This is a genomic window from Curtobacterium sp. C1, assembly GCF_021049325.1.
Taxonomy (GTDB): domain Bacteria; phylum Actinomycetota; class Actinomycetes; order Actinomycetales; family Microbacteriaceae; genus Curtobacterium; species Curtobacterium citreum.
Genome location: NZ_CP088076.1, coordinates 2014061 through 2038181, shown reverse-complemented (window position 1 = coordinate 2038181; position 24121 = coordinate 2014061). Strand labels below are relative to the sequence as shown.

The 24121-nt window shown below is 72.5% G+C and carries 20 protein-coding genes; 7 read left to right on the top strand and 13 right to left on the bottom strand.

Annotation, left to right across the window (positions count from 1 at the left end; genetic code table 11):
- Nucleotides 1-48 precede the first annotated feature (48 nt).
- Entirely contained in the window at nt 49-3801 is a 3753-nt protein-coding gene (locus LQK89_RS09805; protein ID WP_231048991.1) for a multifunctional oxoglutarate decarboxylase/oxoglutarate dehydrogenase thiamine pyrophosphate-binding subunit/dihydrolipoyllysine-residue succinyltransferase subunit, read from the bottom strand.
- A 211-nt stretch (nt 3802-4012) separates the two neighbouring features.
- Here LQK89_RS09805 and LQK89_RS09800 point away from each other — a divergent pair, with 211 nt between their 5' ends.
- Entirely contained in the window at nt 4013-5452 is a 1440-nt protein-coding gene (locus tag LQK89_RS09800; protein ID WP_175325968.1) for a GuaB1 family IMP dehydrogenase-related protein, read from the top strand.
- A gap of 100 nt (nt 5453-5552) precedes the next feature.
- Here the strand turns inward: LQK89_RS09800 and LQK89_RS09795 are convergent, their stop codons facing one another.
- From LQK89_RS09795 to LQK89_RS09780, 4 genes are all read right to left on the bottom strand, one after another.
- A complete protein-coding gene (locus LQK89_RS09795; protein WP_231048990.1) occupies nt 5553-6644 on the bottom strand; it encodes a hemolysin family protein in 1092 nt (363 codons plus the stop codon).
- Nucleotides 6641-8026 carry a hemolysin family protein gene (locus tag LQK89_RS09790; RefSeq protein WP_058740682.1) on the bottom strand — a complete coding sequence of 462 codons (1386 nt, stop codon included), beginning with the start codon at nt 8024-8026 and terminating at the stop codon, nt 6641-6643. The genes LQK89_RS09795 and LQK89_RS09790 overlap by 4 nt, the downstream gene beginning before the upstream one ends.
- A 152-nt stretch (nt 8027-8178) precedes the next feature.
- Nucleotides 8179-9261: an NADH:flavin oxidoreductase/NADH oxidase gene (locus LQK89_RS09785; RefSeq protein WP_174778118.1), complete on the bottom strand. Its 1083-nt coding sequence runs from the start codon at nt 9259-9261 to the stop codon at nt 8179-8181.
- A complete protein-coding gene (locus tag LQK89_RS09780; RefSeq protein WP_231048989.1) occupies nt 9258-9893 on the bottom strand; it encodes an HAD family hydrolase in 636 nt (211 codons plus the stop codon). Before LQK89_RS09780 ends, LQK89_RS09785 begins: the two co-directional genes overlap by 4 nt.
- A 24-nt stretch (nt 9894-9917) precedes the next feature.
- Between LQK89_RS09780 and LQK89_RS09775 the strand changes: the two genes are divergently transcribed.
- On the top strand, nt 9918-10763 hold the full coding sequence (locus tag LQK89_RS09775; protein WP_231048988.1) for an ADP-dependent NAD(P)H-hydrate dehydratase: 846 nt from the start codon (nt 9918-9920) through the stop codon (nt 10761-10763).
- Between the two features lie 318 nt (nt 10764-11081).
- Complete coding sequence (locus tag LQK89_RS09770) at nt 11082-11894, top strand: glycoside hydrolase family 16 protein (protein WP_231048987.1); 813 nt, start codon at nt 11082-11084, stop codon at nt 11892-11894.
- Nucleotides 11895-11900: 6 nt separating this feature from the next.
- On the opposite strand, the gene LQK89_RS09765 is transcribed toward LQK89_RS09770, so the two are convergent.
- Entirely contained in the window at nt 11901-12617 is a 717-nt protein-coding gene (locus tag LQK89_RS09765; RefSeq protein ID WP_231048986.1) for a YceI family protein, read from the bottom strand.
- A 61-nt stretch (nt 12618-12678) separates the two neighbouring features.
- On the opposite strand from LQK89_RS09765, the gene LQK89_RS09760 reads away from it, so the two are divergent.
- Both LQK89_RS09760 and LQK89_RS09755 read left to right on the top strand, forming a co-directional pair.
- Nucleotides 12679-13959, top strand: a complete 1281-nt coding sequence (locus tag LQK89_RS09760; protein WP_231048985.1) for a glycosyltransferase 87 family protein — start codon at nt 12679-12681, stop codon at nt 13957-13959.
- Nucleotides 13956-14264 carry a thiamine-binding protein gene (locus tag LQK89_RS09755; protein WP_058740675.1) on the top strand — a complete coding sequence of 103 codons (309 nt, stop codon included), beginning with the start codon at nt 13956-13958 and terminating at the stop codon, nt 14262-14264. Before LQK89_RS09760 ends, LQK89_RS09755 begins: the two co-directional genes overlap by 4 nt.
- 31 nt (nt 14265-14295) lie before the next feature.
- Here LQK89_RS09755 and LQK89_RS09750 read toward each other — a convergent pair whose 3' ends face one another.
- On the bottom strand, nt 14296-14475 hold the full coding sequence (locus LQK89_RS09750) for a hypothetical protein (protein WP_231048984.1): 180 nt from the start codon (nt 14473-14475) through the stop codon (nt 14296-14298).
- A 123-nt stretch (nt 14476-14598) separates the two neighbouring features.
- On the opposite strand from LQK89_RS09750, the gene LQK89_RS09745 reads away from it, so the two are divergent.
- Together LQK89_RS09745 and LQK89_RS09740 are read left to right on the top strand one after the other, a co-directional pair.
- A complete protein-coding gene (locus tag LQK89_RS09745) occupies nt 14599-14778 on the top strand; it encodes a hypothetical protein (RefSeq protein WP_231048983.1) in 180 nt (59 codons plus the stop codon).
- Between the two features lie 252 nt (nt 14779-15030).
- A complete protein-coding gene (locus LQK89_RS09740; protein WP_174778125.1) occupies nt 15031-16296 on the top strand; it encodes an MFS transporter in 1266 nt (421 codons plus the stop codon).
- 275 nt (nt 16297-16571) lie between these two features.
- Here the strand turns inward: LQK89_RS09740 and LQK89_RS09735 are convergent, their stop codons facing one another.
- The 6 genes from LQK89_RS09735 to LQK89_RS09710 all read right to left on the bottom strand — a co-directional run bounded on the left by LQK89_RS09735 (nt 16572) and on the right by LQK89_RS09710 (nt 24104).
- Complete coding sequence (locus tag LQK89_RS09735) at nt 16572-17243, bottom strand: response regulator transcription factor (protein WP_058740671.1); 672 nt, start codon at nt 17241-17243, stop codon at nt 16572-16574.
- 140 nt (nt 17244-17383) lie between these two features.
- Entirely contained in the window at nt 17384-18706 is a 1323-nt protein-coding gene (locus tag LQK89_RS09730; RefSeq protein ID WP_231048982.1) for a hypothetical protein, read from the bottom strand.
- Nucleotides 18703-19860 carry a sensor histidine kinase gene (locus LQK89_RS09725; protein ID WP_231048981.1) on the bottom strand — a complete coding sequence of 386 codons (1158 nt, stop codon included), beginning with the start codon at nt 19858-19860 and terminating at the stop codon, nt 18703-18705. The genes LQK89_RS09730 and LQK89_RS09725 overlap by 4 nt, the downstream gene beginning before the upstream one ends.
- A gap of 247 nt (nt 19861-20107) precedes the next feature.
- Complete coding sequence (metX, locus tag LQK89_RS09720; RefSeq protein WP_231048980.1) at nt 20108-21307, bottom strand: homoserine O-acetyltransferase MetX; 1200 nt, start codon at nt 21305-21307, stop codon at nt 20108-20110.
- A gap of 148 nt (nt 21308-21455) precedes the next feature.
- Nucleotides 21456-22787 carry a bifunctional o-acetylhomoserine/o-acetylserine sulfhydrylase gene (locus LQK89_RS09715; protein WP_231048979.1) on the bottom strand — a complete coding sequence of 444 codons (1332 nt, stop codon included), beginning with the start codon at nt 22785-22787 and terminating at the stop codon, nt 21456-21458.
- Nucleotides 22788-22934: 147 nt separating this feature from the next.
- Complete coding sequence (locus tag LQK89_RS09710) at nt 22935-24104, bottom strand: acyltransferase family protein (RefSeq protein ID WP_231048978.1); 1170 nt, start codon at nt 24102-24104, stop codon at nt 22935-22937.
- Between the last annotated feature and the right edge of the window lie 17 nt (nt 24105-24121).

Below are 24121 nucleotides of genomic sequence, written 5' to 3'. Positions count from 1 at the left end.
AGGACCGGGGCGGGCCGTGTCGGCTTCGCGGTGTGGTGTGGTGCGGCGCTACGCCTCGCCGAGGGCCCGGCGGATCACGTCCGAGGCCTCTTGTGCCGAGCGCTTCGACGAACCGGTCGCCGGGGCGGCGCTGGCCGGACGAGCCGCGACCGAGAGCGGACGGCCGTCGAGGTGCGGCGAGAGCCCCATGCAGACGAACGGCCAGGCACCCTGGTTCTCGGGTTCCTCCTGGGCCCACACGACCTCGGCGTCCGGGTAGCCCGCGAGGACCGCGAGCAGGTCGTCGAGGGGGAGCGGTGCGAGCTGCTCGAGCCGGACCAGGGCGACGTCGGAGCGGCCCTGCTTCTCGAGCTCGGCGCGGAGGTCGTGGTGGACCTTGCCGGAGTGGAGCACGACGCGGCGCACGGTGCCCTTGTCGGCCACGCGGTCGTCGTCCAGGACCGCGTGGAACGCGCCGCTCGTGAACGCCTCGACCGGACTCGTCGCCTGGCGGAGTCGGAGCATCGCCTTCGGCGTGAACACGACGAGCGGCTTCTGCGGGCGCGCCCACGCCTGACGGCGGAGCAGGTGGAACCACGACGCCGGCGTCGACGGACGCGCGACGATCATGTTGTCCTCGGCGCAGAGCTGCAGGTACCGCTCGATACGTGCCGAGGAGTGGTCCGGCCCCTGGCCCTCGTAGCCGTGCGGCAGCAGCAGGACCAGGCCGGAGCGCTGCCCCCACTTCTGCTCGGCCGACGAGATGAACTCGTCGATCACGGTCTGGGCGCCGTTGGCGAAGTCGCCGAACTGGGCCTCCCAGAGTACGAGCGCCTCGGGACGCTCGACCGAGTAGCCGTACTCGAACGCCATCGCCGCGTACTCGCTGAGCAGCGAGTCGTAGATCATGAAGCGCGCCTGGTCCTCGCTGACGTTCGCGAGCGGCAGCCACTCCTGGCCGTTCGACCGGTCGTGGAAGACTGCCTGGCGCTGGACGAACGTGCCGCGGCGGGCGTCCTGGCCGACGAGTCGGACGGGCTTGCCCTCGACGAGGACGGAGCCGATCGCCATGAGCTCGGCCATCGCCCAGTCGATGCCGCCGGAGCGGGTCATCTCGGTGCGCTTGATGAGGAGCTGCTGGAGCTTCGGGTGCACCTGGAACCCGGCGGGCGGGTTGCTGTGCGCGTCGCCGATCGCCCGGACGAGGTCCTCCGAGATCGCGGTCTCGTGCACGTCCACCTCGGAGTCGTCGCGCTGTGCGGTCGGCCGCTCGAGGCCGTCCACCGCACCGGCGTCGTCGCCCGTGACCACTGGCATCGTGCCGGTCTGCGCCTCGTGCGTCTCAGCGAAGGCGCGCTCCAGGCGGTCCTGGAAGTCGCGGTGCGCCTCGTCGTACTCCTGCTGGGTGATGTCGCCGCGACCGACGAGCGCCTCGGTGTACAGGGTGCGGACGGAGCGCTTCGCCTCGATGAGGTTGTACATCATCGGCTGCGTCATCGAGGGGTCGTCGCCCTCGTTGTGGCCGCGGCGGCGGTAGCAGACCAGGTCGATCACGACGTCGCGGTGGAACTCCTCGCGGTAGGCGAAGGCGAGCTCTGCGACGCGGGCCACGGCCTCGGGGTCGTCACCGTTCACGTGGAAGATCGGCGCCTGGATCGTCTTCGCGACGTCGGTCGAGTAGACCGACGTGCGGGCGGACTCCGGCGGGGTGGTGAACCCGACCTGGTTGTTGATCACCAGGTGGACGGTGCCGCCGGTGCGGTAGCCGCGGAGCTGCGACATCTGCAGCGTCTCGACCACGACTCCCTGGCCGGCCATGGCCGCGTCGCCGTGCACGAGCACCGGCAGCACGCCGAAGGTGCCCGGGGGCGTGCGGTCCTGCTTCGCGCGGACGATGCCCTCGAGCACACCGTCGACGGCCTCAAGGTGGGACGGGTTCGCCGCGATCGTCACCGGGATCGACGAGCCGTCCGACGCGCGGAACACACCTTCGGTGCCGACGTGGTACTTCACGTCGCCGGAGCCCTGCCCGGAGACGGCGCCGGGCAGGGACGACCCCTCGAACTCCCGGAAGATCTGGCCGTAGGTCTTGCCGGCGATGTTCGTCAGCACGTTGAGTCGGCCGCGGTGGGCCATGCCGATCGCGACCTCGGACAGGCCGGAGGTCGCCGCGTGCTGGATCAGCGTGTCGAGGAAGGCGATGGTGGACTCGCCGCCCTCGAGCGAGAAGCGCTTCTGGCCGACGTACTTCGTCTGCAGGAAGGTCTCGAACGCCTCGGCCTCGTTGAGCTTGCCGAGGACGCGGAGCTGCTCGTCCTTCGACGGCTTCGAGTAGGGGACCTCGATGTGGGCCTGCACCCAGCGGCGCTGCTCCGGGTCCTGGATGTGCATGTACTCGATGCCGACCGTGCGGCAGTAGGCGTCGCGGAGGATCCCGAGCACGTCGCGGAGCGGCGCGTTCGTGGTGCCGGCGAGACCGCCCGTGACGAACTCGCGGTCGAGGTCCCAGAACGTCAGCCCGTGGTTCTCGATCTCGAGGTCCGGGTGCGTGCGCTGCCGGTACTCGAGCGGGTCGATGTCCGCCATCAGGTGCCCGCGGACGCGGTAGCTGTTGATGAGCTCCTGCACGCGCGAGGTCTTGTTGACCCGGTGCGCCAGGTCGACGTTGATGTCGTTCGCCCACTGGATCGGCTTGTAGGGGATCCGGAGCGCGGCGAAGATGCCCTCGTAGAACCCGTGCTCGCCGATGAGCCGCTCGTGCACCTTCTTCAGGTACTCGCCCGACCCGGCGCCCTGGATGACACGGTGGTCGTAGGTGCTCGTCAGCGTGATGGTCTTGCCGACGCCGAGCTCGACGAGCGTCTTCGTCGCGGAGCCCTGGAACTGCGCCGGGTACTCGAGCGCGCCGGCGCCGATGATCGACCCCTGGCCCTTCGTGAGACGGGGGACCGAGTGGACCGTGCCGATGCCGCCCGGGTTCGTCAGCGAGATCGTCGTGCCCTGGAAGTCGGCCGGGGTGAGCTTGTTGTCACGCGCGCGCTTGACGAGGTCCTCGTAGGCGGAGAGGAACTGGCCGAACGTCAGCGTCTCGGCGCGCTTGATGCTCGGGACGAGGAGCGAGCGCGTGCCGTCCTTCTTCGGGACGTCGATCGCGATGCCCAGGCCGACGTGCGCGGGCTCGACGACGAAGGGCTTGCCGTCGCGCTCCTCGTAGAAGACGTTCTGACTCGGGAAGTCCTTCAGCGCCTGGACCATCGCCCAGCCGATCAGGTGCGTGAAGGAGATCTTGCCGCCGCGCGCCCGGCGCAGGTGGTTGTTGATCACGATCCGGTTGTCGATCATGAGCTTCGCCGGGATCGTCCGCACGCTCGTCGCGGTCGGGACGGTGAGCGAGGCGTCCATGTTCGACGCGAGGGTCTTCGCCATGCCGCGGAGCGGGGTGGCCACGTCCTCGTGGGTCTCGTCGTGGTCGTCGGCGGCGTCGTTCGCCTCGGCCGGGATCGGCTGCGGCGACGGCTGCTTCGACGTGGTCTTCGCCTGGATCGGGCCGCCGGGCTGCTGCGCCGCGGCCGCGGGCTGCGCGGCGGACCGGGGCTGCGCGGCCGTCTCGGGCTGCGGGACCGCCTGCTGCTGCGCAGGTGCCGGGGAGTTGCCGCCGGCTGCGGCGCCCTGCGACCGGTGGTAGCTCTCGAGGACGGGCCACCAGGACTTGTCCACCGACTCCTTGTCGGCGACGAACTGCTCGTACAGCTCGTCGACGAGCCATTCGTTCGCCCCGAATTCGCCCGCGGTCTCGTCCGTACCCGTCAGATGGCTCGACACAGCCGATCGCCCACTCTCCGTCGATAGATGCTCGTGTGTGTCGTGCGGGGCAACCCTGCTCCGCACTGCCCGCCAGCCTAGCCGTTCCGTCATGACCGTCCGGTGCGAGGCGGGGGCGGGTCGCGCCTCCCGGCACCCCGCGCGTGTCGGGGCTGCGCACGCCCGTCGGACCGGGGATCCCGCGCCCCTGCGGAGCCGTACAGTGGACTCCATGAGGTTCTACGAGACGCGGCCGACCCACGACCTGACCTACTCCGACGTCTTCCTCGTCCCGAGCCGTTCCGGCGTGACGAGCCGCTTCGACGTGGACCTCTCGACGAACGACGGCACCGGCGCGACCATCCCGATCGTCAGCGCGAACATGAACTCGGTGACCGGCCCCCGGCTGGCCGCCACGCTCGCCCGACGCGGCGGGCTCGGGGTGCTGCCGCAGGACATGCACCTGCAGGACCTCGACGCCGCGATCCGGTGGGTCAAGGACCAGCCGGTCGACTTCGACACCCCCTACGACCTCGGCGCCGACACGACCGTGGCCGAGGCCCTCGAGCAGCTCCTGCCGGTCGCGGGCCGCGGGGTCGTCGTGCGGGACGCGTCGGGGGAGTACCTCGGCTGCGTGCCCGCCGGTCGCCTCGCCACCGCGGGTCCGGACGCCACGCTCGGCGACCTGCTGCACGGGGCCTCCACCGCGATCGACGCCGACGACGCCGGTTCGCCCCGCCACGTGTACGACGTGCTGTCCGCCGCCGAGGTCGACTTCGCCCCGGTCGTCCGGCACGGCCGGGTCGTCGGCACGACCAGCCGGACGAGCGCGATCCGCTCCGACATCTACGCGCCCGCCGTGGACGGCGACGGTCGCCTCCGGGTCGCAGCCGCGGTCGGCATCAACGGCGACGTCGCCGCCAAGGCGAAGGCCCTCGCGGCCGCCGGCGTCGACGTGCTCGTCCTCGACACCGCGCACGGACACCAGGAGGGCATGCTCCGCGCGCTCCGGACCGTCTCCTCGCTCGGCCTCGGCCTGCCGATCGTCGCCGGCAACGTCGTCACCGCGGACGCCGTGGCCCACCTCGTCGACGCCGGCGCGAGCATCATCAAGGTCGGTGTCGGCCCCGGCGCGATGTGCACCACGCGCATGATGACCGCCGTCGGCCGACCGCAGTTCTCCGCCGTGCTCGAGACCGCCGCGGCCGCGCGCTCGCTCGGCGCGCACGTCTGGGCCGACGGCGGCGTCCGCTACCCGCGGGACGTGGCACTGGCGCTGGCCGCCGGGGCCTCGGCCGTCATGATCGGCTCGTGGTTCGCCGGCACGCTCGAGGCACCGGGCGTGCTGCGCCGCGACGCCGCGGGCAAGGCGTACAAGGAGAGCTGGGGCATGGCGTCGGCGAAGGCCGTGCGGGAGCGCTTCGAGCGGCTCGACCCGTACGAGCGCGCGCGCAAGGCACTCTTCGCCGAGGGCATCTCGTCGTCGACGATCTACCTCGACCCCGAGCGCCCGAGCGTCGAGGACCTGCTCGACATGATCACCACGGGCATCCGCAGTTCGGCGACGTACGCGGGGGCGTCGTCCCTCGCCGAGTTCTCCGAGCGGGCACTGGTCGGGATCCAGTCCGCTGCGGGCTACGAGGAGGGCAAGCCGCTGCCCGTCAGCTGGTAGCGCCGGGTCGCGCGACGCGACCCCACGGCGGACGGGAGGCACGGTGCCAGCTGGCACCGTGCCTCCCGTCCGTTCGTGGCCCGGACCGACCGACGTCGGGTCAGCGCCGTCGGGTGGCGTCCTGGACCTCGCCGACCAGCTCCTCGAGGATGTCCTCGAGGAACAGCACGCCGAGCGTCCGCCCGTCCGCGTCGAACGCGCGCGCCACGTGCCGCCCGGCGGCCCGCATGGTCGCGAGGGCGTCCTCGAGGTCCATCTCCGTGTACAGCGAGATGAGCTGCCGGATGCGCTTCGGCGGCACCGGGTCGTCGAACTCGTCCGGGCGCAGGTCGATGACGTCCTTGACGTGTACGTAGCCGGTCGGGTCGCCGTCGTCGCCGACGAGCACGTAGCGGGAGAAGCCGCGCTGCGCCACGGAGCGCTCGACGTCCGCCGGGGTGGCGTCGTCGGGCAGCGTGACGAGCTCGGACATCGGCACCGCGACGTCCTTGACCTTCTTCTCGGTGAACTCGAACGCCATCGCGAGCTTGCCGTCGTCGGTGAGCGTGCCCTCGCGGCGGGACTGCTCGACGATGGTCTGGACCTCTTCCACGGTGAAGGCGCTCACGGCCTCGTCCTTCGGCTCGACCTTGAACAGGCGCAGGACGGCGTTCGCGACCTCGTTCAGGCCGACGACGACCCAGTGCAGGGCGTGCCCGATGTACCAGAGCGTCGGGACGAGCACGAGGGCGGCGCGGTCGGGCATCGAGAACGAGATGTTCTTCGGCACCATCTCGCCGAACACCACGTGCAGGAACGAGACGAGCAGCAGCGTGAACACGAACGCGACGATGCCGATCACCTCGACGCTCCACCCGGTCAGGCCGAGCGGGACCTCGAGCAGGTGGTGGATCGCCGGTTCGGACACGTTGAGGATGAGCAGCGAGCAGACCGTGATGCCGAGCTGGGTGGTGGCGAGCATGCGGGTCGCGTGCTCCATCGCCCAGAGGGTCATCTGCGCGGCCTTCGAGCCGGCCTCGGCGCGTGGTTCGATCTGCGACCGCCGCGCGGAGATCACGGCGAACTCCGCGGCGACGAAGTAGGCGTTGCCGAGCAGCAGCACGACGAGCCAGAAGATGCCCCACCAGTCGGAACTGCTCGAGGCGGACTCGCCGGCGGCCAGGACGACCCCGCTCGACACTGCGGCGCTCATCGGGTGCCCTCCTTCGTGGCCGGGATGATGATGCCGGTGGCGGGGCGCTGCGTGGTCGCGGTGCTGCCGGTCGGCGTCGGGTCGGGGTGGATCGGGGTCCAGCGGATGCGGTCGATGCGGCGGCCGTCCAGGCGTTCGACGCGGAAGACGCCGTCCTCGATCGCGACCTCGTCACCGACGACCGGCAGGCGGCCGAGCGTCGACATGAGGAACCCGCCGACGGTCTCGTACGGACCGTCCTCGGGGACGCGCACGCCGGCGCGGTCCTCGAGCTCGTCCGGCCGGAGGAGCCCCGGGAAGGTCAGCCACCCGCGGGAGCGGACGACGTCGATCCGGGCGCGGTCGTGCTCGTCGGACACCTCGCCGACGATCTCCTCGACGAGGTCCTCGAGCGTGACGACCCCGGCGGTGCCGCCGTACTCGTCGACGACGATGACCATCTGGTAGCCGCGGCTCCGGACCTCGGCGAGCAGGGTGTCGCCGGGCATGGTCTCCGGGACGCGTTCGGCCTCGGTCATGAGCGCGCCGACGGGGACCTCGGCGCGCTTCTCGCGCGGGACCGCGACGGCCTGCTTGACGTGCACGAGCCCGACGACGTCGTCCGCGTCCTCCTCGATCACGGGGAAGCGGCTGAAGCCGGTGCGGCGCGCCAGCGCGATGACGTCCTCGGCGGACTCCGACACCCGGATCGTGGACAGGCGCGGACGCGGGGTCATCACGTCGCTCGCGCTGAGCTCGGAGAACGCGATGGTGCGCTGCAGGAGCGTCGCGGTGTCCTGTTCGAGCGAGCCCTCGGACGCGGACCGGCGGAGGAGCGAGCTGAGCTCCTCGGCGCTCCGGGCACCCGACAGCTCCTCCTGCGGCTCGATGCCCATCGACCGGAGCACGGCGTTCGCGGTGCCGTTCAGCACGGCGACCGCGGGCTTGAACACCGTCGTGAAGGCGACCTGCAGGGGCACCACGAGCTTCGCGGTCTGCAGCGGCAGGGCCAGCGCGAAGTTCTTCGGGACGAGCTCGCCGAGGATCATCGACAGCAGGGTCGCGATCACCAGGGCGACGATCGACCCGACGGTCTCGACGATCGCCTCGGGCAGGTCGAGTGCGAGGAACGGCGCCTCGAGCAGGGTCGCGATCGAGGGCTCGAGCAGGTAGCCGGTAAGCAGGGTGGTCAGCGTGATGCCGAGCTGCGCGCTCGACAGGTGTGTCGAGGTGACCTTGAGCGCGCCGATGACCGGCCCGAGGCCGGACTCGCCGCGGTCCCGACGTGCCTCGACCTCGGCGCGGTCGAGGTTCACGAGGGCGAACTCGGACGCCACGAACACACCCGTGCCGAGCGTCAGCAGGATGCCGCCGATCAGCATGACGACGTCGATCGGGCTCATTCTTCACCTCCCGCAGGGCGCGAGGGAGTGCTGCTCACCGAGTGAGCGGCGGATGAGTGAGGCGAGGAGGCGTTCGGAGGATCGTCCACAGTGAGGGTCATCGTACTGCGCCGGGGCGTCGGAAGCCGAGAGGACGTACAGGTCCAGGTGGCCTACGCCGTCACCCGGGCGCGGTGGTACTGCTGCGGTTCGTAGTCGACGTGCACGCCGAGCTCGACCGCAGCGCGGAGCGGGAAGGCCGGGTCGCGGAGGAACTCGCGCCCCACCATGACCACGTCGGCCTGTCCGGTCGCGACGACCTGCTCGGCCTGGAACGCGTCGGAGATCATGCCGACCGCGATCGTCCGGACGCCCGCGTCACGCTTCAGTGCTGCCGCGAAGGGCACCTGGTAGCCGGGGCCCACCGGGATCGGGGCACTCGCGACGTTGCCGCCGGTCGACACGTCGGCCAGGTCGGCACCGTGCTCGGCCGCCCAGCGCGCGACCTGCGTGGTCTCGTCCAGGGTCAGTCCGCCGTCGACCCAGTCGGTGGCCGAGAAGCGGACGACGACCGGGAAGCCCTCGCCGACCTCGGCGCGCACCGCGTCGAGCACCTCGAGGAGCGCACGGGCCCGGTTCTCGAGCGACCCGCCGTAGGCGTCCGTGCGGCGGTTCGACAGTGGCGAGAGGAACTGGTGGAGCAGGTAGCCGTGCGCGGCGTGCAGCTCGACGAGGTCGAAGCCCGCGTCGACGGCCCGACGGGCGGCGGCCGCGAAGGCGAGCGCGACGACCCGGATGTCCTCGGGTTCGAGCTCGCGCGGCGCGGCGTACCCGTCGAAGGCCACGGCCGAGGGCGCGACGGTGCTCCACCCGCCCTGGTCGACCGGCACCGAGCCGTGCGTGTCCTCCCACGGGCGGAACGTCGACGCCTTGCGCCCGGCGTGCGCGAGTTGGATGCCGGCCGCGGCGCCCTGCTCGTGCAGGAAGTCGACGATCGGCCGGAACGCGTCCCGCTGCTCGTCGTTCCACAGCCCGAGGTCCTGGGGGCTGATCCGACCCTCGGGGACGACGCCCGTCGCCTCGACCACGACCGCACCGGCACCGCCCTTGGCGAACCCGCCGAGGTGCACGAGGTGCCACGGGGTCGGGACGCCGTCCTGCCGCTCGACCGAGTACTGGCACATCGGGGAGACCCAGATGCGGTTGCGGACGGTCAGGTCGCGGACGGTGATCGGGTCGAACAGGGCGTGGGTCACGCGGAGGCTCCTTCTGCGGACGCCGCCAGGTCCTGCAGGAAGGCCCGCAGCCCGGCCGGCGACGTGTAGTGGTGGCCGACCGCCCCGATCGCGTCCGCGCCGGCGGCGTTCTCGGCCCTGTTGTCGACGAACACCATCTGCTCCGGCGTGATTCCCAGCCGGTCGCACGTCGTGCGGTAGACGGACGGGTCGGGCTTCAGGACGTGCTCCTCGGCGCTGACGACGACGGTCTCGAAGAGCGACCCCATCGGGGACCGGCGGTAGGGGTCGCCGAAGTCGAAGCCGGCGTTCGACAGGAGCGCGAGCCGGGTGCCGGCGTCGTGCAGCTCCTCGACGATCGCGAGGGTCTCCGGCTCGACCGCGAACCACCCGGTGAAGTCGATCGCCCAGAAGCCGTGCACCTCGGTGACGCTCCAGGACCGGCCCGTCCGGGCGCCGATCGCGCGCCAGTACTCCAGCACGGACAGGTCGCCGCGGTCCAGGTCGTGCCGGAGCTCCTGGTAGACGGGCAGCAGCTCGTCCGCGGGCACGCCGGTGGCCTGCACGAGGGCGTCCCACGCGCCGTGCGGCGTCCTGCTGATCACCTCGCCGTAGTCGAAGACCACCACGCGACCGGGCAGGAACAGGCTCATGCGCCCCACCGTAACGTGGGGACGATGAACGACTTCGTGCCCGTCACCCCGTCCGACGCCGCCGCCTGGACCACCGCGCCGACCGGCGAGTCGACGAAGTACCGCCGCGGGGTGCTCGGCGTCGCGACGGGGTCGGCGGCGTACCCGGGTGCCGCGGTGCTCGGTGTCGACGCAGCCGTGCACACAGGGGTCGGCATGGTCCGGTACGTCGGCCCCGACCGGGCGACCGACCACGTCCTGTCCCGCCGACCCGAGGCCGTCGCCGGCGTCGGACGCGTCCAGGCGTGGCTCGTCGGTTCCGGCATCTCGGCGTCCTCGCTCGACGACCTCGACGACACGACGGCCGAGGCGTTCCGGCACGCCTCGGACGACGGCGTGCCGGTCGTCGTCGACGCCGGGGCGATCCCGCTCGTCGACCTCGGGCCACTCGCGGTGCTCACGCCACACGCGGGCGAACTCGCGAAGCTGCTGCGCGTCGACCGTGAGGCGGTCGAGGCGGACCCGCGCGGTTCGGCCCTCCGTGCCGCCGAGCGGACCGGGAGCGTCGTCCTGCTGAAGGGCGCGGACACGCACGTCGTCACGCCCGACGGGTCGGTGCGCCTGGTCGCATCGTCCGCCACGCCGTGGCTCGCGGCGGCCGGCGCGGGGGACGTCCTCGGCGGCGTGCTCGGCGCCCTCGTCGCGACCCGCGCCGGCAGCGCGGCGGTCGGTCCGGAGGAGCTCGCGCACCTCGCCGCGGCCGCCGCGGTGGTCCACGGCACGGCCGCGCGCCGTGCCTCGGGGGGCGGTCCGTTCCCGATGACCGCGCTCGTCACGACCCTGTCGGGCGTCGTCCGCGACCTCGTGACCACCGGCGACGCGACCGCCTGAGCGACGGGACGCACCGGTCCGCGCAGCGGCCGTCCGTCGGACGTGTCGACCACCGGACGGGAGGCACGCCCCGCGTCCGGTGGCGCGCCTCCCGTCCGGTGTGCACCGGCACCGAGACCGGGCCGCGCCGACGTCCGTCCAGCGGACCGTGCCGACGGGCGCTGCGCGGGTTGCCGCACGTGCGTCGGGAAGCCGCAGCGATCCCGCCACCGGGTCGCGGGGACGTCGAGGTGACCGTCCGGTCGGCGTAGACACGTCGCGAGGGACGTGCGCCGGACCACCCGACCCGGCGGCCGCCCCGGAAAGCGATGCTCCACCATGTCCCGAACCCGATCGACGAAGATCCTCCGAGCGGCGATCGTCCTGACCGCCGCGGCCCTCGCGGCGCTCACCGTGTCCGCGGTGTCGAGCGCCGACGCGCGGCCGCAGCCGCACCCCGACGGCACCGCCGTCGTCAGCGGTGCCACACCGACGGCCTCGGCGACACCCGCCGCGCCGCCCACCGGTGACGGCCCACCCACGTTCGCCGAGGACTTCGACACACCGGCGGCGGCCGGCGGCGCGTTCGCGACGACGTACGCGGGGTCGTGGCAGCCGTACCCGGACGGCATGGGTGGCAAGTACTGGTCCGGACCGACCGTCAGCGCGCACGACGGGTACATGGACGTGGCGATGGACGGGAAGCGCGGTGCCGCGGGGACGTTCGGCACGCCGGACGGGGCGTGGGCGCACACCGGCGGGGTGTTCAGCGTCCGGGCGCGGGCGATCGGCGGCGACGGCAACGGTGCGGCCTTCATGCTCTGGCCGACGTCGGACCGGTGGTCCGACGGCGAGGTCGACTTCCCGGAGGGGAACTTCGCCGGACCCGTCGGCGCGTTCGTGCACTCGACGGTCCCCGGGCAGGAGCGCCAGGCGGCCGGACTGCACACCGACGCGTCCTGGCGGGACTGGCACACGTACACGACCGTGTGGGAGCCCGGCCGGACCGTGCGGTTCTACGTGGACGCGCAGCTCGTCTTCGAGGCGCACGACCACGTGCCGACGACCCCGCACCGGTACATGTTCCAGATCGGGGACTGGGGTGCGCCCGGGCACCTCGAGATCGACTGGGTGCGGACCTGGACCGACTGAGGGCGGTCAGCGGGCGGGGCTCGCGTGCACCAGGAACTCGACGGCGCCGCGCGGCTCGACCCGGACGAACCCCAGGTCGGGCGCCTGCACGCCGTAGTCCGCGAACGTCACGGGCACGCTGCCGGACACCTGCACGCCGTTGCCGTCCAGGCCGATCTGCAGCGTCGCCGTGACCGAGCGCGTCACCCCGTGCAGCGTCAGCTCGCCGGGGGCGTCGACGGTCGTGGTGGCGGAGCCGCTCGGGACGGCGTCCGCGATCGGCTCCCCGAGGGTGAAGGTCGCGGTGGGGAAGGCCGCCACGTCGAGGGCGGAGTCGCGGAAGTACGAGTCGCGTTGCGCGGAGTCCGTCGCGATGTCGGCGACACGGACCGTGACGGTCGCTGCCGTGATCGCGGTCCCGGCGACCGTCGCCTCGCCACTGACGCTGTCGGTCCGGCCGGTGACCGTGACGTCCGAGCCGTTCAGCACCTCGTGCACGCGGTAGCCGGCCTCGGAGTCGCCACCGACGGTCCAGCGACCTGCGAGGTCCGCCGGGTCCAGGGTCGACGGCGCGCGGCTGGCGGCGACCGTGGGGGTCGCCGAGGCCTTCGCGTCCTCGCGTGACGAGTACGCCCTGGTGGCCGCGACGACACCGACGGCGAGGACCGAGGCGACGACCACCACCACGACGACCCAGACGACGGGGTTGCGGGTCGGACGCCGGCGGGGTGGGACTGCGGTCACGGCGCCACCGTGGCACGTCCCGCTCAGGGGAGCCTGGACGACGCCCCGCTACGCTCGACCGGTGCAGGTACGGTTCCGATGGGTCGAGGCGGCCCTGTTCGTCGCAGCATTCGTGCTCGTGCACGCGTTCCTGTGGTGGGCGAACACGTCCCTGCCGAACCTGCCGCTCGGGGACGTCACCCGCACGTACCGCGAGTGGATCGAGGCGGGCCACCGGGACCACTACTGGGTCGGTGTCGACTCGGACTGGGTCTACCCGGTGTTCGCGATCGTGCCCATGGCCGCCGCCGCGCTCGGTGGCGCCGCGTCGATCGGTACCGGGTGGCTGCTGCTCATGACCGTGCTCGACGCCGCCGCGGTCGCCGTCCTCTGGCGGTTCCGTGCGCTCGGGGTGCGCGTCGTGTGGTGGTGGCTGCTGTTCCTGCTGGCCCTCGGTCCGATCGCCCTCGGCCGCATCGACGCCGTCGCGACGGCCCTCGCCCTGGTCGGGGTGGCCTTTGTCGCGACCCGGCCCGCCGTCGCCTCGGCGGTGTTCACCGTCGCCGCGTGGACGAAGGTCTGGCCGGCCGCGCTCGTCGGGGTCCTGCTGCTGCTGCGCCGAGGGCACCGGCGGGGCGTGCTCACGGGGGCGCTGGTCGTGACGGTGCTGATCGTCCTGGTCGACGTGCTGTACGGGGGAGCGGCGCACCTGCTGTCCTTCGTCTCGCAGCAGAGCGGCCGGGCGCTGCAGATCGAGGCCCCGCTCGCGACGCCGTTCATGTGGGCGGCGGCGGCCGGCGTCCCCGGGGCCGCGGTCTACTACGACACCGGGATCCTGACCTTCGAGGTGTCCGGGGCCGGGACGCACGCGGCCGCCGCGCTCTCCACGCCGCTGATGGCCGTCACCGTGCTCGCCGGGGTCGTCCTCGCGCTGGTCGCGGTCCGTCGCGGTGCCCGCCGTGCCGAGGTCGCCCCGCTGCTGGCGCTCGTGCTGGTCGCCGCGCTCATCGCGACGAACAAGGTCGGCTCCCCGCAGTACGTCGGGTGGTTCGCGGTCCCCGTCGTGTGGGGGCTCGTCGCCGGGCGTGCCAGTGCCCGGCGGTTCGTGCCGGTCGCGGTCGCCCTGCTCGTGACGGCCGTGCTCACCCAGGTCTTCTACCCGACGTTCTACGACCAGGTGCTCCTGGTGCGGCCCTGGGTGCTCGTGGTGCTGACGATCCGGAACCTGCTCGAGGTCGGGGTGCTCGTCTGGGGGCTCGTCCTGCTGGCTCGCTCGCCGTCCGGACAGTCCGCGCGGACCGGGGCGCTCCCGTCCGACGGTGGCGTGCCCGTCGGGGTCGAGCGGGGCAGGATGGACGCATGATCGTCGCGTTCTCCGTCGCCCCGTCCGGTGGTCCCGCAGCGTCCTCGGACGGCTCCGTGCACGACGCGGTCGCGGCCGCGGTGCGGATCGTCCGCGAGTCCGGCCTGCCGAACCGCACCTCGTCGATGTTCACCGAGCTCGAGGGGGAGTGGGACGAGGTGATGGACGTCGTCAAGCGGGCGACCGAGGCCGTCGCCGCGTACGGCACGCGGGTGTCGCTCGTGCTGAAGGCCGACATCCGGCCGGGCCGTACCGGTGAGATCGACGGCAAGCTCGAACGGCTCGAAGCAGCGCTCGGCGACTGAGACGAGGGGACTGCCGGCGGCTGGTCGGCCGCTACGGGTACATACGCCCCGTGTTCTGGTCGCGCTCTGCCTGCCGGAGCGCCTCGGCGATCTCCGGATCGGAGCCGTCGAAGGCCCGTGACCGCGAGCCGAAGTCGGTCACGTGGTGCATCCACAGCCAGAGACCGAACAGCGCGATGAGCACGACCACGGTCCCGATCCACCACCACATGACCGTCACGCTACCGCCGCGGCCGACACGCCGCCACGGTCCCCGGGATGTCGGTGGCCGGGTGTCTCATGGGTGTCGTCGAGCCGCGCCCGCGGCCGGACCGACGACCACGAGGAGCGCGTGATGACCCACGACGGCTGGTGCCCTGACTGCGACCTGCAGACGGTCGTGGTCGACGCGGACGAGCAGGGCGAGAACGGCTGGGCGACCTGCGTCGAGTGCGGCGCGGGCTGGGTGCACCGGGACGAGTTGCCCGAGTCGGCGCCGTCGGCCGCGTCTCACGTGGAGCGCCGCGCGGCCTGAGGGCTGTTCCGCAGACGACCTCCCGCTGGTCGCTCGGGCGTCTGGTCGAATCGATTCGGAACGCCGCTTCCGCTGACCCGTTGGAGCGTTCTACACTGCTGGGACGGGCTGCATCGCAGGCTCGTCCCGTTCGCCGCCGAACCCGCACCGGCCCCGACCGCCGTCGGCCGGTCCTCGGTCGGCGCCGCGCTGCGCCGGACCGGGACCCCAGACCTCGGCAGGCCCCCGCCCCACGTCACGAGAACAGGTCGCATGACGCTCACCACCCCGACGAGCCGCGCGCTCGCCCTCATCGCCCTCGCCATGGGCGGCTTCGCGATCGGTTCGACCGAGTTCGTCGCGATGGGGCTGCTGCCGAACATCGCCGAGGCGCTGCTGCCGCAGCAGTACGCCGTCTCGCCGGACGCCGGGGTCGCGCACGCCGGGTGGCTCGTCAGCGCCTACGCCCTGGGGGTCGTCGTCGGCGCCCCGACGATCGCGGCGATCTCCGCGACCTTCCCGCGCAAGGGCCTGATCCTCGTCCTGCTCGTGGGCTTCGTCGTCGCGACGGTCGCGAGTGCGGTCCTGCCGAGCTTCGGCCTGGTCCTCGTGGCACGCTTCGTCGCGGGTCTGCCGCACGGCGCGTACTTCGGCATCGCCTCCATCGTGGCCGGCGACATCATGGGACCCGGCAAGCGGGGCAAGGGCATCGCGATGGTCATGCTCGGCCTGTCCATCGCGAACGTCGTCGGTGTGCCCGCGATCACCTGGGTCGGGCAGAACGCCGGTTGGCGGATCGCGTACGGGGTCGTGTCGGTCCTGTTCGCGCTGACGTTCCTGGCGGTCGCCGCCTTCGTCCCGCGCAGCCCCCGCGACGAGCACGCGACCATCGGCCGCGAGCTGCGGGCGTTCCGCTCCCCGCAGGTGTGGATCGTGATGGGCCTCGGTGCCGTCGGGTTCGGTGGGTTCTTCGCCGTGTACTCGTACATCTCGCCGCTCGTCCAGAACGTCACGGGGCTGCCCGAGTCGGCGGTGCCGCTCGTCCTGGTGGTCGTCGGCCTCGGCATGGTCGTCGGTGGTGTCCTCGGCGGGCACCTGGCGGACCGGAGCGTCAAGCGGACCATCTACTTCGGCATGCTCGCCCTCGTCGGTGCCCTGCTCGTCACGGTCTTCACGGCGCAGTGGACGTGGGGCGTGTTCCTCGGTGCGTTCCTGCTCGGCGCGACCTCGTCGGCGATCCCCCCGGCGGTGCAGTCGCGACTCATGGACGTGGCCGGTGACGCCCGCACGATCGCGGCGGCGCTCAACCACTCCGCGTTCAACATCGGCAACTCGCTCGGTGCGGCCCTCGGCGGCGCGGTGATCGCGGCCGGCTTCGGGTTCCTCGCGCCGGCGTGGCTCGGCATCGTCCTCGCCCTGCTCGGCCTGGTCGTCACCGCGGTGAGCTACGGCGTCGAGCGGCGGACCGTCCGGCGTGCGGGGCTGCGCACGACGTCCCCGTCGACGGGTCCGATCACGGCACCGGTCCCGACCGTCTGAGTCGTTCCGTCCGTCCGGCGGGCGCGGCTGCCCGGCGGTCCTGGCCGTCCGATGAGTGAGCAGAAGCCGTCGGGTCCGTCGGTCGGACCCAACGGCTTCTGCTCACTCGACAGCGCCCAGGTGTCGACAGCGCACGGGTGTCGACAGCGCACGGGTGTCGACAGCACACGAGTGTCGACAGCGACCGGAGGACGGACGGGAGGCACGTGGCGGCGTCGCCACGTGCCTCCCGTCCGGTTGCTGGGTGCGGCAGTCCGCCGGACCGCGAGCGGTCCCTACAGCCCGACCGGGCTGCCGTCCTGCACGATGATGCCGTCGGTGATCGCCCGCTTCCGCAGCGCGACCTTCGTGCCGACGTCGAAGCCGGCGACGCGGTACTTCTCGCGGATGCGCTTGAGGTAGCTCTTCGCGGTCTCCTCCGAGATGCCGAGCTGGTACGCGACGCTCTTGACCGGCTCGCCGCCGCCGTACAGCGCCATGACGCGACGCTCCTGGGCGCTGAGCTTCGGGACGCCGCCGACGTCGCCGCTGTTGATCGCGAGGTCGAGCTCGGCGGAGACGTACTGCTCGCCGCGCTGCGCGGCACGGATCGCCTCGACGATCATGTCCGCGTCCTCGCTCTTGACGAGGTAGCCGAGGGCGCCGGCGCCGAGGGCCTCGCGGACGACGTTCGGCTCCGAGTACGTGCTCATCACGACGGTCTTGACGCCGGCGGTCTTGAGCGTGGAGATCTTCAACGAAACCGGGATGGAGTCCTTGAGGTCGAGGTCCAGCAGGACGACGTCGACGGGGAACGCCGGGTTCGTCAGGAGCTCGGGCCAGGTCGTGACCGCGGCGACGAGCGTGATGTCGTCGGCGGCGCTGCGGATCCACTCCGTGAGTGCGCCGAGGAGCATCTTGTGGTCGTCGACGAGTGCGAGTCGGATCGGTTCCTCTGGAGTCGCCATCAGGCGTCCTTTCTCGGGGGCGTGCCTGCCGATCCTAGGGGGAGCGATCGGTCGTGGCGGGCAGGTGGGCCAGGGTGTCCGGGACTCCGGCCGCTGGGTGCGTTCGTGGGGCGGGTCGCTCGGCGCGCGGTGCGGCCGGGCTACATCGACGGGTGCCGGTCGACGACGCAGTGGGCGACGACGGTGAGCACCCCGTCGCGGACCGAGTCGGTGTACGGACCGATGCGCTGCAGGGCACTCCACGCGGTGGGGCCGAGGCGACGCCGGGGGACCCCGCGGGACTCGAAGACGATCGGCACGTCCATGCGTTCGTCGGAGACCGGGTGGCCGGCGGAGCCGATCGGCCCGAGGGTCACGGAGACGACCGGGACGCCGGGCTGGCTCGTCCGGCCGTCGCCGACCATCTGCCAGAGCGCCTGCAGGAGCCCGTCGCGCTGCGCGGGGGTGAGGTGCCCCGCGAGGCCCTGCGGGTCGGCGACGCTGACCGAGCGACCGAGGTGGTCGGACTCCGTGATGGCGTGGTAGAGCCAGGTCTCGCGGCGGCCCTCGATGAGGTGCAGGCGGAGCTCGGTGGCGAGCGACGCGGCGACCGAGGCGGAGGCATCGGACAGGGGGAGCGGGTCGGACCCGTTCGCGACGGCGTCGAGGAGTTTCTCGGCGGCCAGGTCGAGCCGGGCGAGCTCGTCGGAGGCGAGCATGCCGACGGCGAACTGCGGCGCCTGCACGTTGCTCTGTACGAGCACGCGGTCGAGCTCGCGCTGCACGAGCTGGCGGAACCGGTGCACGACGAACAGGGCGATGGACGGCGGGACCACGACGATCGCGAGCATCGACACCAGGCCGGGCATGGTGTCCGGGGTGATCGGCGTCGACGTCACCGCCATCGCGACGAAGGCCGCACCGAGCACCACGATCGCGGTCCCGACCTCCTTCGCGGGGCGCAGCGAGGCGATCGGGAGCAGGGCGAACCCGGCGGCGACCGACGCGCTCGCGGTCCGGGCGAGGTCGTGCTCGGGGAAGATCCCGACGAAGTCGAGCGTCACCACGCACGCGAGCACGACGCAGATCAGCGCGAAGGCGGTGCCGGTCAGGCGTTCGCCGTAGGTCATCAGGCTCAGGCAGACGCACACGGCGGCGACGAGGTAGAGCGCCCACGCGGCGGCCGGGAGCCACGGGTTCGACAGCCCCGGAGCGTGCACGAGGAAGAGCGCGATGCCGGCGACGGCCTGGATCGCGGCGAGCACCGCGGCGCCGAGGCCGAGGTAGCCGGTGCCGAGGGACGCCCCGGGCTTCGCGGCTTGGCGGAGCGAGCGCGCGCCGGTGGAGGTGGACGGCAGCCCTCGGGCCTGTCGCCGGTCGGTCCCGCGGTAGCGCTCCCGGGCCTCGCGGCGGGTGCGGGGTGCGGCCGTCGCGGTCTCGCCGGGCAGGCCGCGGCTGATGGTGTCCTCCGGCAGGCGGCTCACCGCGGTGCCTCCAGCACGACGGTGGTCCCGGAGCCGGGCGCCGAGAAGAGCTTGGCGTCACCGCCGACCTCGCGCAGACGGTTCACGACGCTCTCCTTGAAGCCGAGTCGTTCGGCGCCGACGGCGTCGAGGTCGAAGCCCACACCGGAGTCCGTCACCATCGCGCGGACGGTCTCCTGGTCGTGGACGATCGTCACGTGCGCCTCGCCGACACCCGCGTGCCGTCGGACGTTCTCCAGGCACTCGCCGAGCGCGAGCAGGAACGCGTCGAGCACGTGCGAGGGGAGCAGGACCTGGCCGGTGCCGTGCCAGCTGACCTCGAGCCCCATCCGGCCGAAGCGCTGCTTGACGGACTCGAGGGTCTGCCCGAGCGGCGACTCCTCCTGCCGGGTGAGTGAGTAGTCGCCGGACTGCTGCGGCTGCGGGGTCGCACCGAGCCGGAGGTGGCGGAGGAGACGGGCGTCCTCGGCGGCCTGCTCGCGCATGGCCTGCTCGGAGACCCCGCGGCCGGAGTGCGCCAGGAGCGTGAGGGTCGCGAGCACGGTGTCGTGCAGGAGCCGGGCACCCTGCCGACGCTGGGCCTCGGTCTCGCTCGCCTGGCGTTCGGCGCGGTGCGCGGTCCCGATGCTCTGGATGCGTCGGGCGACCCGGGGGATGCTCCGGGCGATCCACACGGTGATCACGGCGATGAGGATCCACCCGAGGGCTGTCCCGACCGCGGCGGCGGACAGCACGCTGCCGGACGCCCACACGACCGCCACGAGCGCGGCGGCGCCGCTGCCGATCGTCAGGGCGAGACCGGGGCGGGAACCGCGCTGCGCCATGAGTGGTGCGGAGAGCGAACCGGCGGCCAGGGGGACGACGGCGGCAGCGACCACGGGGCGCTGGTCGGGCGTCGTGCCGAGGAGCAGGAGGGCGAGTGCGCCGAGCCCGGAGACGGATGCGAGGGTGCTCCACCACGGGGAGCCGTTCGCACCGAAGGCCAGGAACGCGGCGATGAGCACGGCGATGCACGCGAGCGCGCCGAGGAGGGGCATGATCGGCACGGACGTCGAGCTGACGATGCCCACGACCGACACCAGGGCGCACGTGACACCCACGACACGGGTCGTCGACCGCAGCAAGCGGTCGCGTTCCTGTGCGATGAAGTCCATCGGTGTCCTGGTGGTGACGTCAGCACCGCTCCGGTGGTTCCGGGGGCGGTGCTGGTGCGGCGGTACGGGTGTGCTGGTGACCGTCCGTCCGGGAGTCCGGACGGTCGTGCGCTCGGCGGGAGACCGGGTCCGTCGTCATCATTCCACGGGCGGCACCCGTTGTGGGGTGTCCGGCACGCCGGAGACGTCGGGATGGCGACGGGATCGTTACCCCGGGCCGCGCTGCGCGGACGCAGACGGGCGTCGCTCAGTCGAGCAGGCGGCGCAGGTGGGCCCCCACGGCCTCGTGCTCGATGAGGAACCCGTCGTGCCCGAACTCGCTCTCGATCACCGCCGCCCGGTCGCCGTCGAGGGCGTCGGGCACCCCGGCCGCGATCCGGTGCTGGTCCTCGGCCGGGAACAGCCGGTCGCTCGACACCCCGACCACGAGCGTCCGCGCCCGCACCGTGCCGAGCGCTGCGGCGACCCCGCCACGACCGGCCCCGACGTCGTGCGAGTCCATCGCGTGCGTCAGCGTCACGTACGAGGCCGCGTCGAACCGCCGGGTGAACTTGTTGCCGTGGAAGTCGAGGTAGCTCTCCACGCTGAAGCGGCCGTCGTCGCCGAGCGGTGAGACGTCGCTCTGCCAGGACCGGGCGAACCGGCCGTTCAGTTCGTCGGGCGCGCGGTAGGTCATGAGTGCCATCCGCCGAGCCAGGGCGAGCCCGCGGTGGGGCCCCTCGCCCGGGTCGGCGTCGTGGTAGTCGCCGTCCGCGAAGGCCGGGTCCATCTGGATCGCCGTGCGCTGCAGCGAGTTCGCGGCGATCTGGTCTGCGGTGGTCTGTGCGGTCGTGGCGAGCAGCGCGAGGCGCTCGACCCGCTCCGGGTGGGCGATCGCGAACTCGAGCGCGTGCATGCCGCCCATCGACCCGCCGACGACGGCCGCGAAGCGCTCGATGCCGAGCCGGTCGGCGAGCTGCGCCTGTACGGCGACCTGGTCGCGGACGGTGACGAAGGGGAAGCGACCGCCCCACTCGCGGCCGTCCGGCGCGACCGAGGACGGCCCCGTCGTGCCCTGGCACCCGCCGAGCATGTTCGGCGCGACGACGAACCACCGGTCGGTGTCGATCGCCCGACCGGGTCCGACGACGTCACCCCACCAGCCGGCCGTGCGGTGCCCGGGTCCCGGGGGACCGGCGACGTGCGAGTCCCCGGTCAGCGCGTGGAACACCAGCACGGCGTTGTCGCGGGCGGCGTTCGGCGTCCCCCAGGTCTCGTAGGCCACGCGCACGGCCGGCAGGCGGCCACCACGCACCCACTGCTCGCCGAGCGACTCGAAGCGGCGGGCACCGGGGTGGTCGCCCGGGCGCCAGGCCCCGGTGACGGGCGGCTTGCCGAGGGTGCCCAGTTCTGCGCCGGGCACGAGGGTGGACGGGACGGAGTCCTCGGGGGTCGTCTGCCAGTCCATCGTGGGTCCAGTCTGCCGGGAGGCGCGGCGCACCGCCGCCGTGTTACGTCACGCCCGGCGTGTGGCCGGGCCCGGCGGCGTGTGGCCAGGCGCGCGGGCGGCGACGACGCCGGGCCCGCGCGCCCGGCCCGCGCGCCCGGCCCGCGCGCTACGCGCGCTGGCCCTCCTGGGCGACGGCCCGCGCCGCCGCGAGCCCCGCCTCGAGGTCGGCCCGCAGGTCCTCGACGTTCTCGATGCCGACCGACAGCCGCACGAGTCCCGGGGTGACCCCGGTCGTCAGCTGCTGCTCGGGCGTGAGCTGCGAGTGCGTCGTCGAGGCCGGGTGGATCACGAGGGAGCGCACGTCCCCGATGTTCGCCAGGTGCGAGAAGAGCTGCAGGTGGTCGACGAACGCCTTCCCCGCGGGCACGCCGCCCTTCAGCTCGAAGGACAGCACCGCCCCGACGCCGCGCGGCGCGTACTTGGTCGCCGCCGCGTACCAGGGCGAGGTCGGCAGTCCCGCGTAGGACACCGACGCGACGTCCGGGTGCCGGTCGAGCCACTCGGCGATCTCCTGCGCGTTCGACACGTGCCGCTCGATGCGGAGCGACAGCGTCTCGATGCCCTGCAGCAGCGCGAACGCGGTGTCCGGGGAGTTCGACGCACCGAGGTCGCGGAGCAGCTGCACCCGGGCCTTCACGACGTACGCGAGCTCGTTGCCCACGGCCTGCGCGAACACGGCGCCGTGGTAGGACGGGTCGGGGCTGTTGAACTCCGGGAAGCGCTCCGCGTGGTCCGACCAGGCGAACCGGCCGCCGTCGACGATCACGCCGCCGATCACCGTGCCGTGGCCGCCGAGGAACTTCGTCGCCGAGTGCACCACGATGTCCGCGCCGTGCTCGAACGGACGGATCAGGTACGGCGTCGCGATGGTGTTGTCGACGATCAGGGGCACGCCGGCCTCGTGCGCGACGTCGGACACCTTCGTGATGTCGAGCACGTTGATGCGCGGGTTGCCGATGGTCTCCGCGAAGAACAGCTTCGTGTTCGGCCGGACCGCGCGGCGCCACTCCTCGGCGTCGTCCTGGTCCTCGACGAAGGTGGTCTCGATGCCGAGCTTCGCGAGCGTGTACTTGAACAGGTTGTACGTGCCGCCGTAGATCGACGACGACGACACGATGTGGTCGCCGGCACCCGCGATGTTGAGCACCGCGTACGTCTCCGCCGCCTGCCCCGAGGACACGAGCAGTGCCCCGGTGCCGCCCTCGAGCGCGGCGATCCGCTGCTCGACGACGTCGTTCGTCGGGTTCATGATCCGCGAGTAGATGTTGCCCGGCTGCGCGAGCGCGAACAGGTCGCGGGCGTGGTCCGAGTTCTCGAACACGTACGACGTCGTCTTGTAGATCGGCGTCGCACGGGCACCCGTGGTCGGGTCGGGCTGCGCGCCGGCGTGGACCTGCGTCGTCTCGAACCGCCAGGCGGCGGCGTCGTTCGTGCTCATCGGTGCTCCTGTCGGGTGCGGTGGTCGTCGGGTCGCCCTGCGCGTCGGACGGGAGGCCCGTGGCTGCGCTGCGTCGACCGTCACGGTACGCAGGTGGCCGGGCGGGCACCAGCAGGGCCGCCACCGGGCGTAACGGACGGGGCGGACCTAGGCCGTGCCTCCAGGCCGTCGGGGTGCCGGTCCCGGGGTCGCGACGTCCCTGCGGAACAACCAGTCCACCTTCGGCTCGAGGAGCCAGCGCATCGCGCGGCGCACGAAGGGCTGCGCCAGGAAGAGGCTGACCGCGCAGGCGACCGCGACCATGAGCAGCACGTACGGCCAGGCGGAGTGCTCGCCGGCCAGGACCCCGGACTCGCGGATCGGGTACAGGACGAACGTGTGGAGCAGGTAGACGGACATCGTCGCCGCGCCGAACCGGGTGATCCACACGGTCCGGCGCGGCACGAGCAGCAGGAACGACGCCGTCAGCACGCCGGCGAGCAGGACCAGACCGAGCCGGACACCGCCCGCCCACCAGGCGTCCTCACCGAGCCCGGCGTACGAGTCGTCGTAGAAGAACCAGTGGTGCAGGTCGAACTCGGCGAACTGCGGGATGAACAGCAGGCAGGCGGCCGCCCACGCCGCGAACACCACGCCGGCCGCGATGCGCACGCGCACCACGGTGCGGCGGGACGCCTCGTACCAGCGGTCGAACAGCCCCCACTGCTTCAGCTGCCAGCCGACCAGGAAGAACGGCAGCAGGCTGATCGCCCGACCGAGCGAGAACGTCGAGTCGACGTTGTCCGAGTACCCGACCCCGACGCTGAGCACCACCGCCCAGAACAGCGGCCACCGCAGGATCGCCAGGTACGGCAGCACGAGCCGGAAGATCCCGAGCGCCAGGAGGAACCAGAGCGTCCACGTGGGCTGCGTCGGGTTGAACTCCTTGCCGCCCTCGACGACCGCCTGCACCACGGTCCAGATCGTCTGCATCACGATGTACGGCACGACGATGTCGGTGAACGTCCGCCGCATCCGCTGCGCGGTCGGGGTGTCCGCCGACGAGAAGTAGCCGCTGATCACGCCGAACGCGGGCATGTGGAACGCGTAGATGAACGTGTAGAGCGCGAGGGCGTGCTCGCTGCCGGCCGTCTGGCGCTGGACGGCGTGCCCGATCACCACGAGGGTCACGGCGACGAAGCGTGCGGTGTCCCACATCGGGATGCGACGAGGGACGCGGCCGGGCTCGAGCGGGGTGGTCGGGGCGGTCGGCGCGGCGTCCTTGCTCGTGCGTGGTCCGGTGTCCCTGCTCGTGCGCGGTCCGGCGTCCCTGCTCATGCCCGGTCACGGTACCG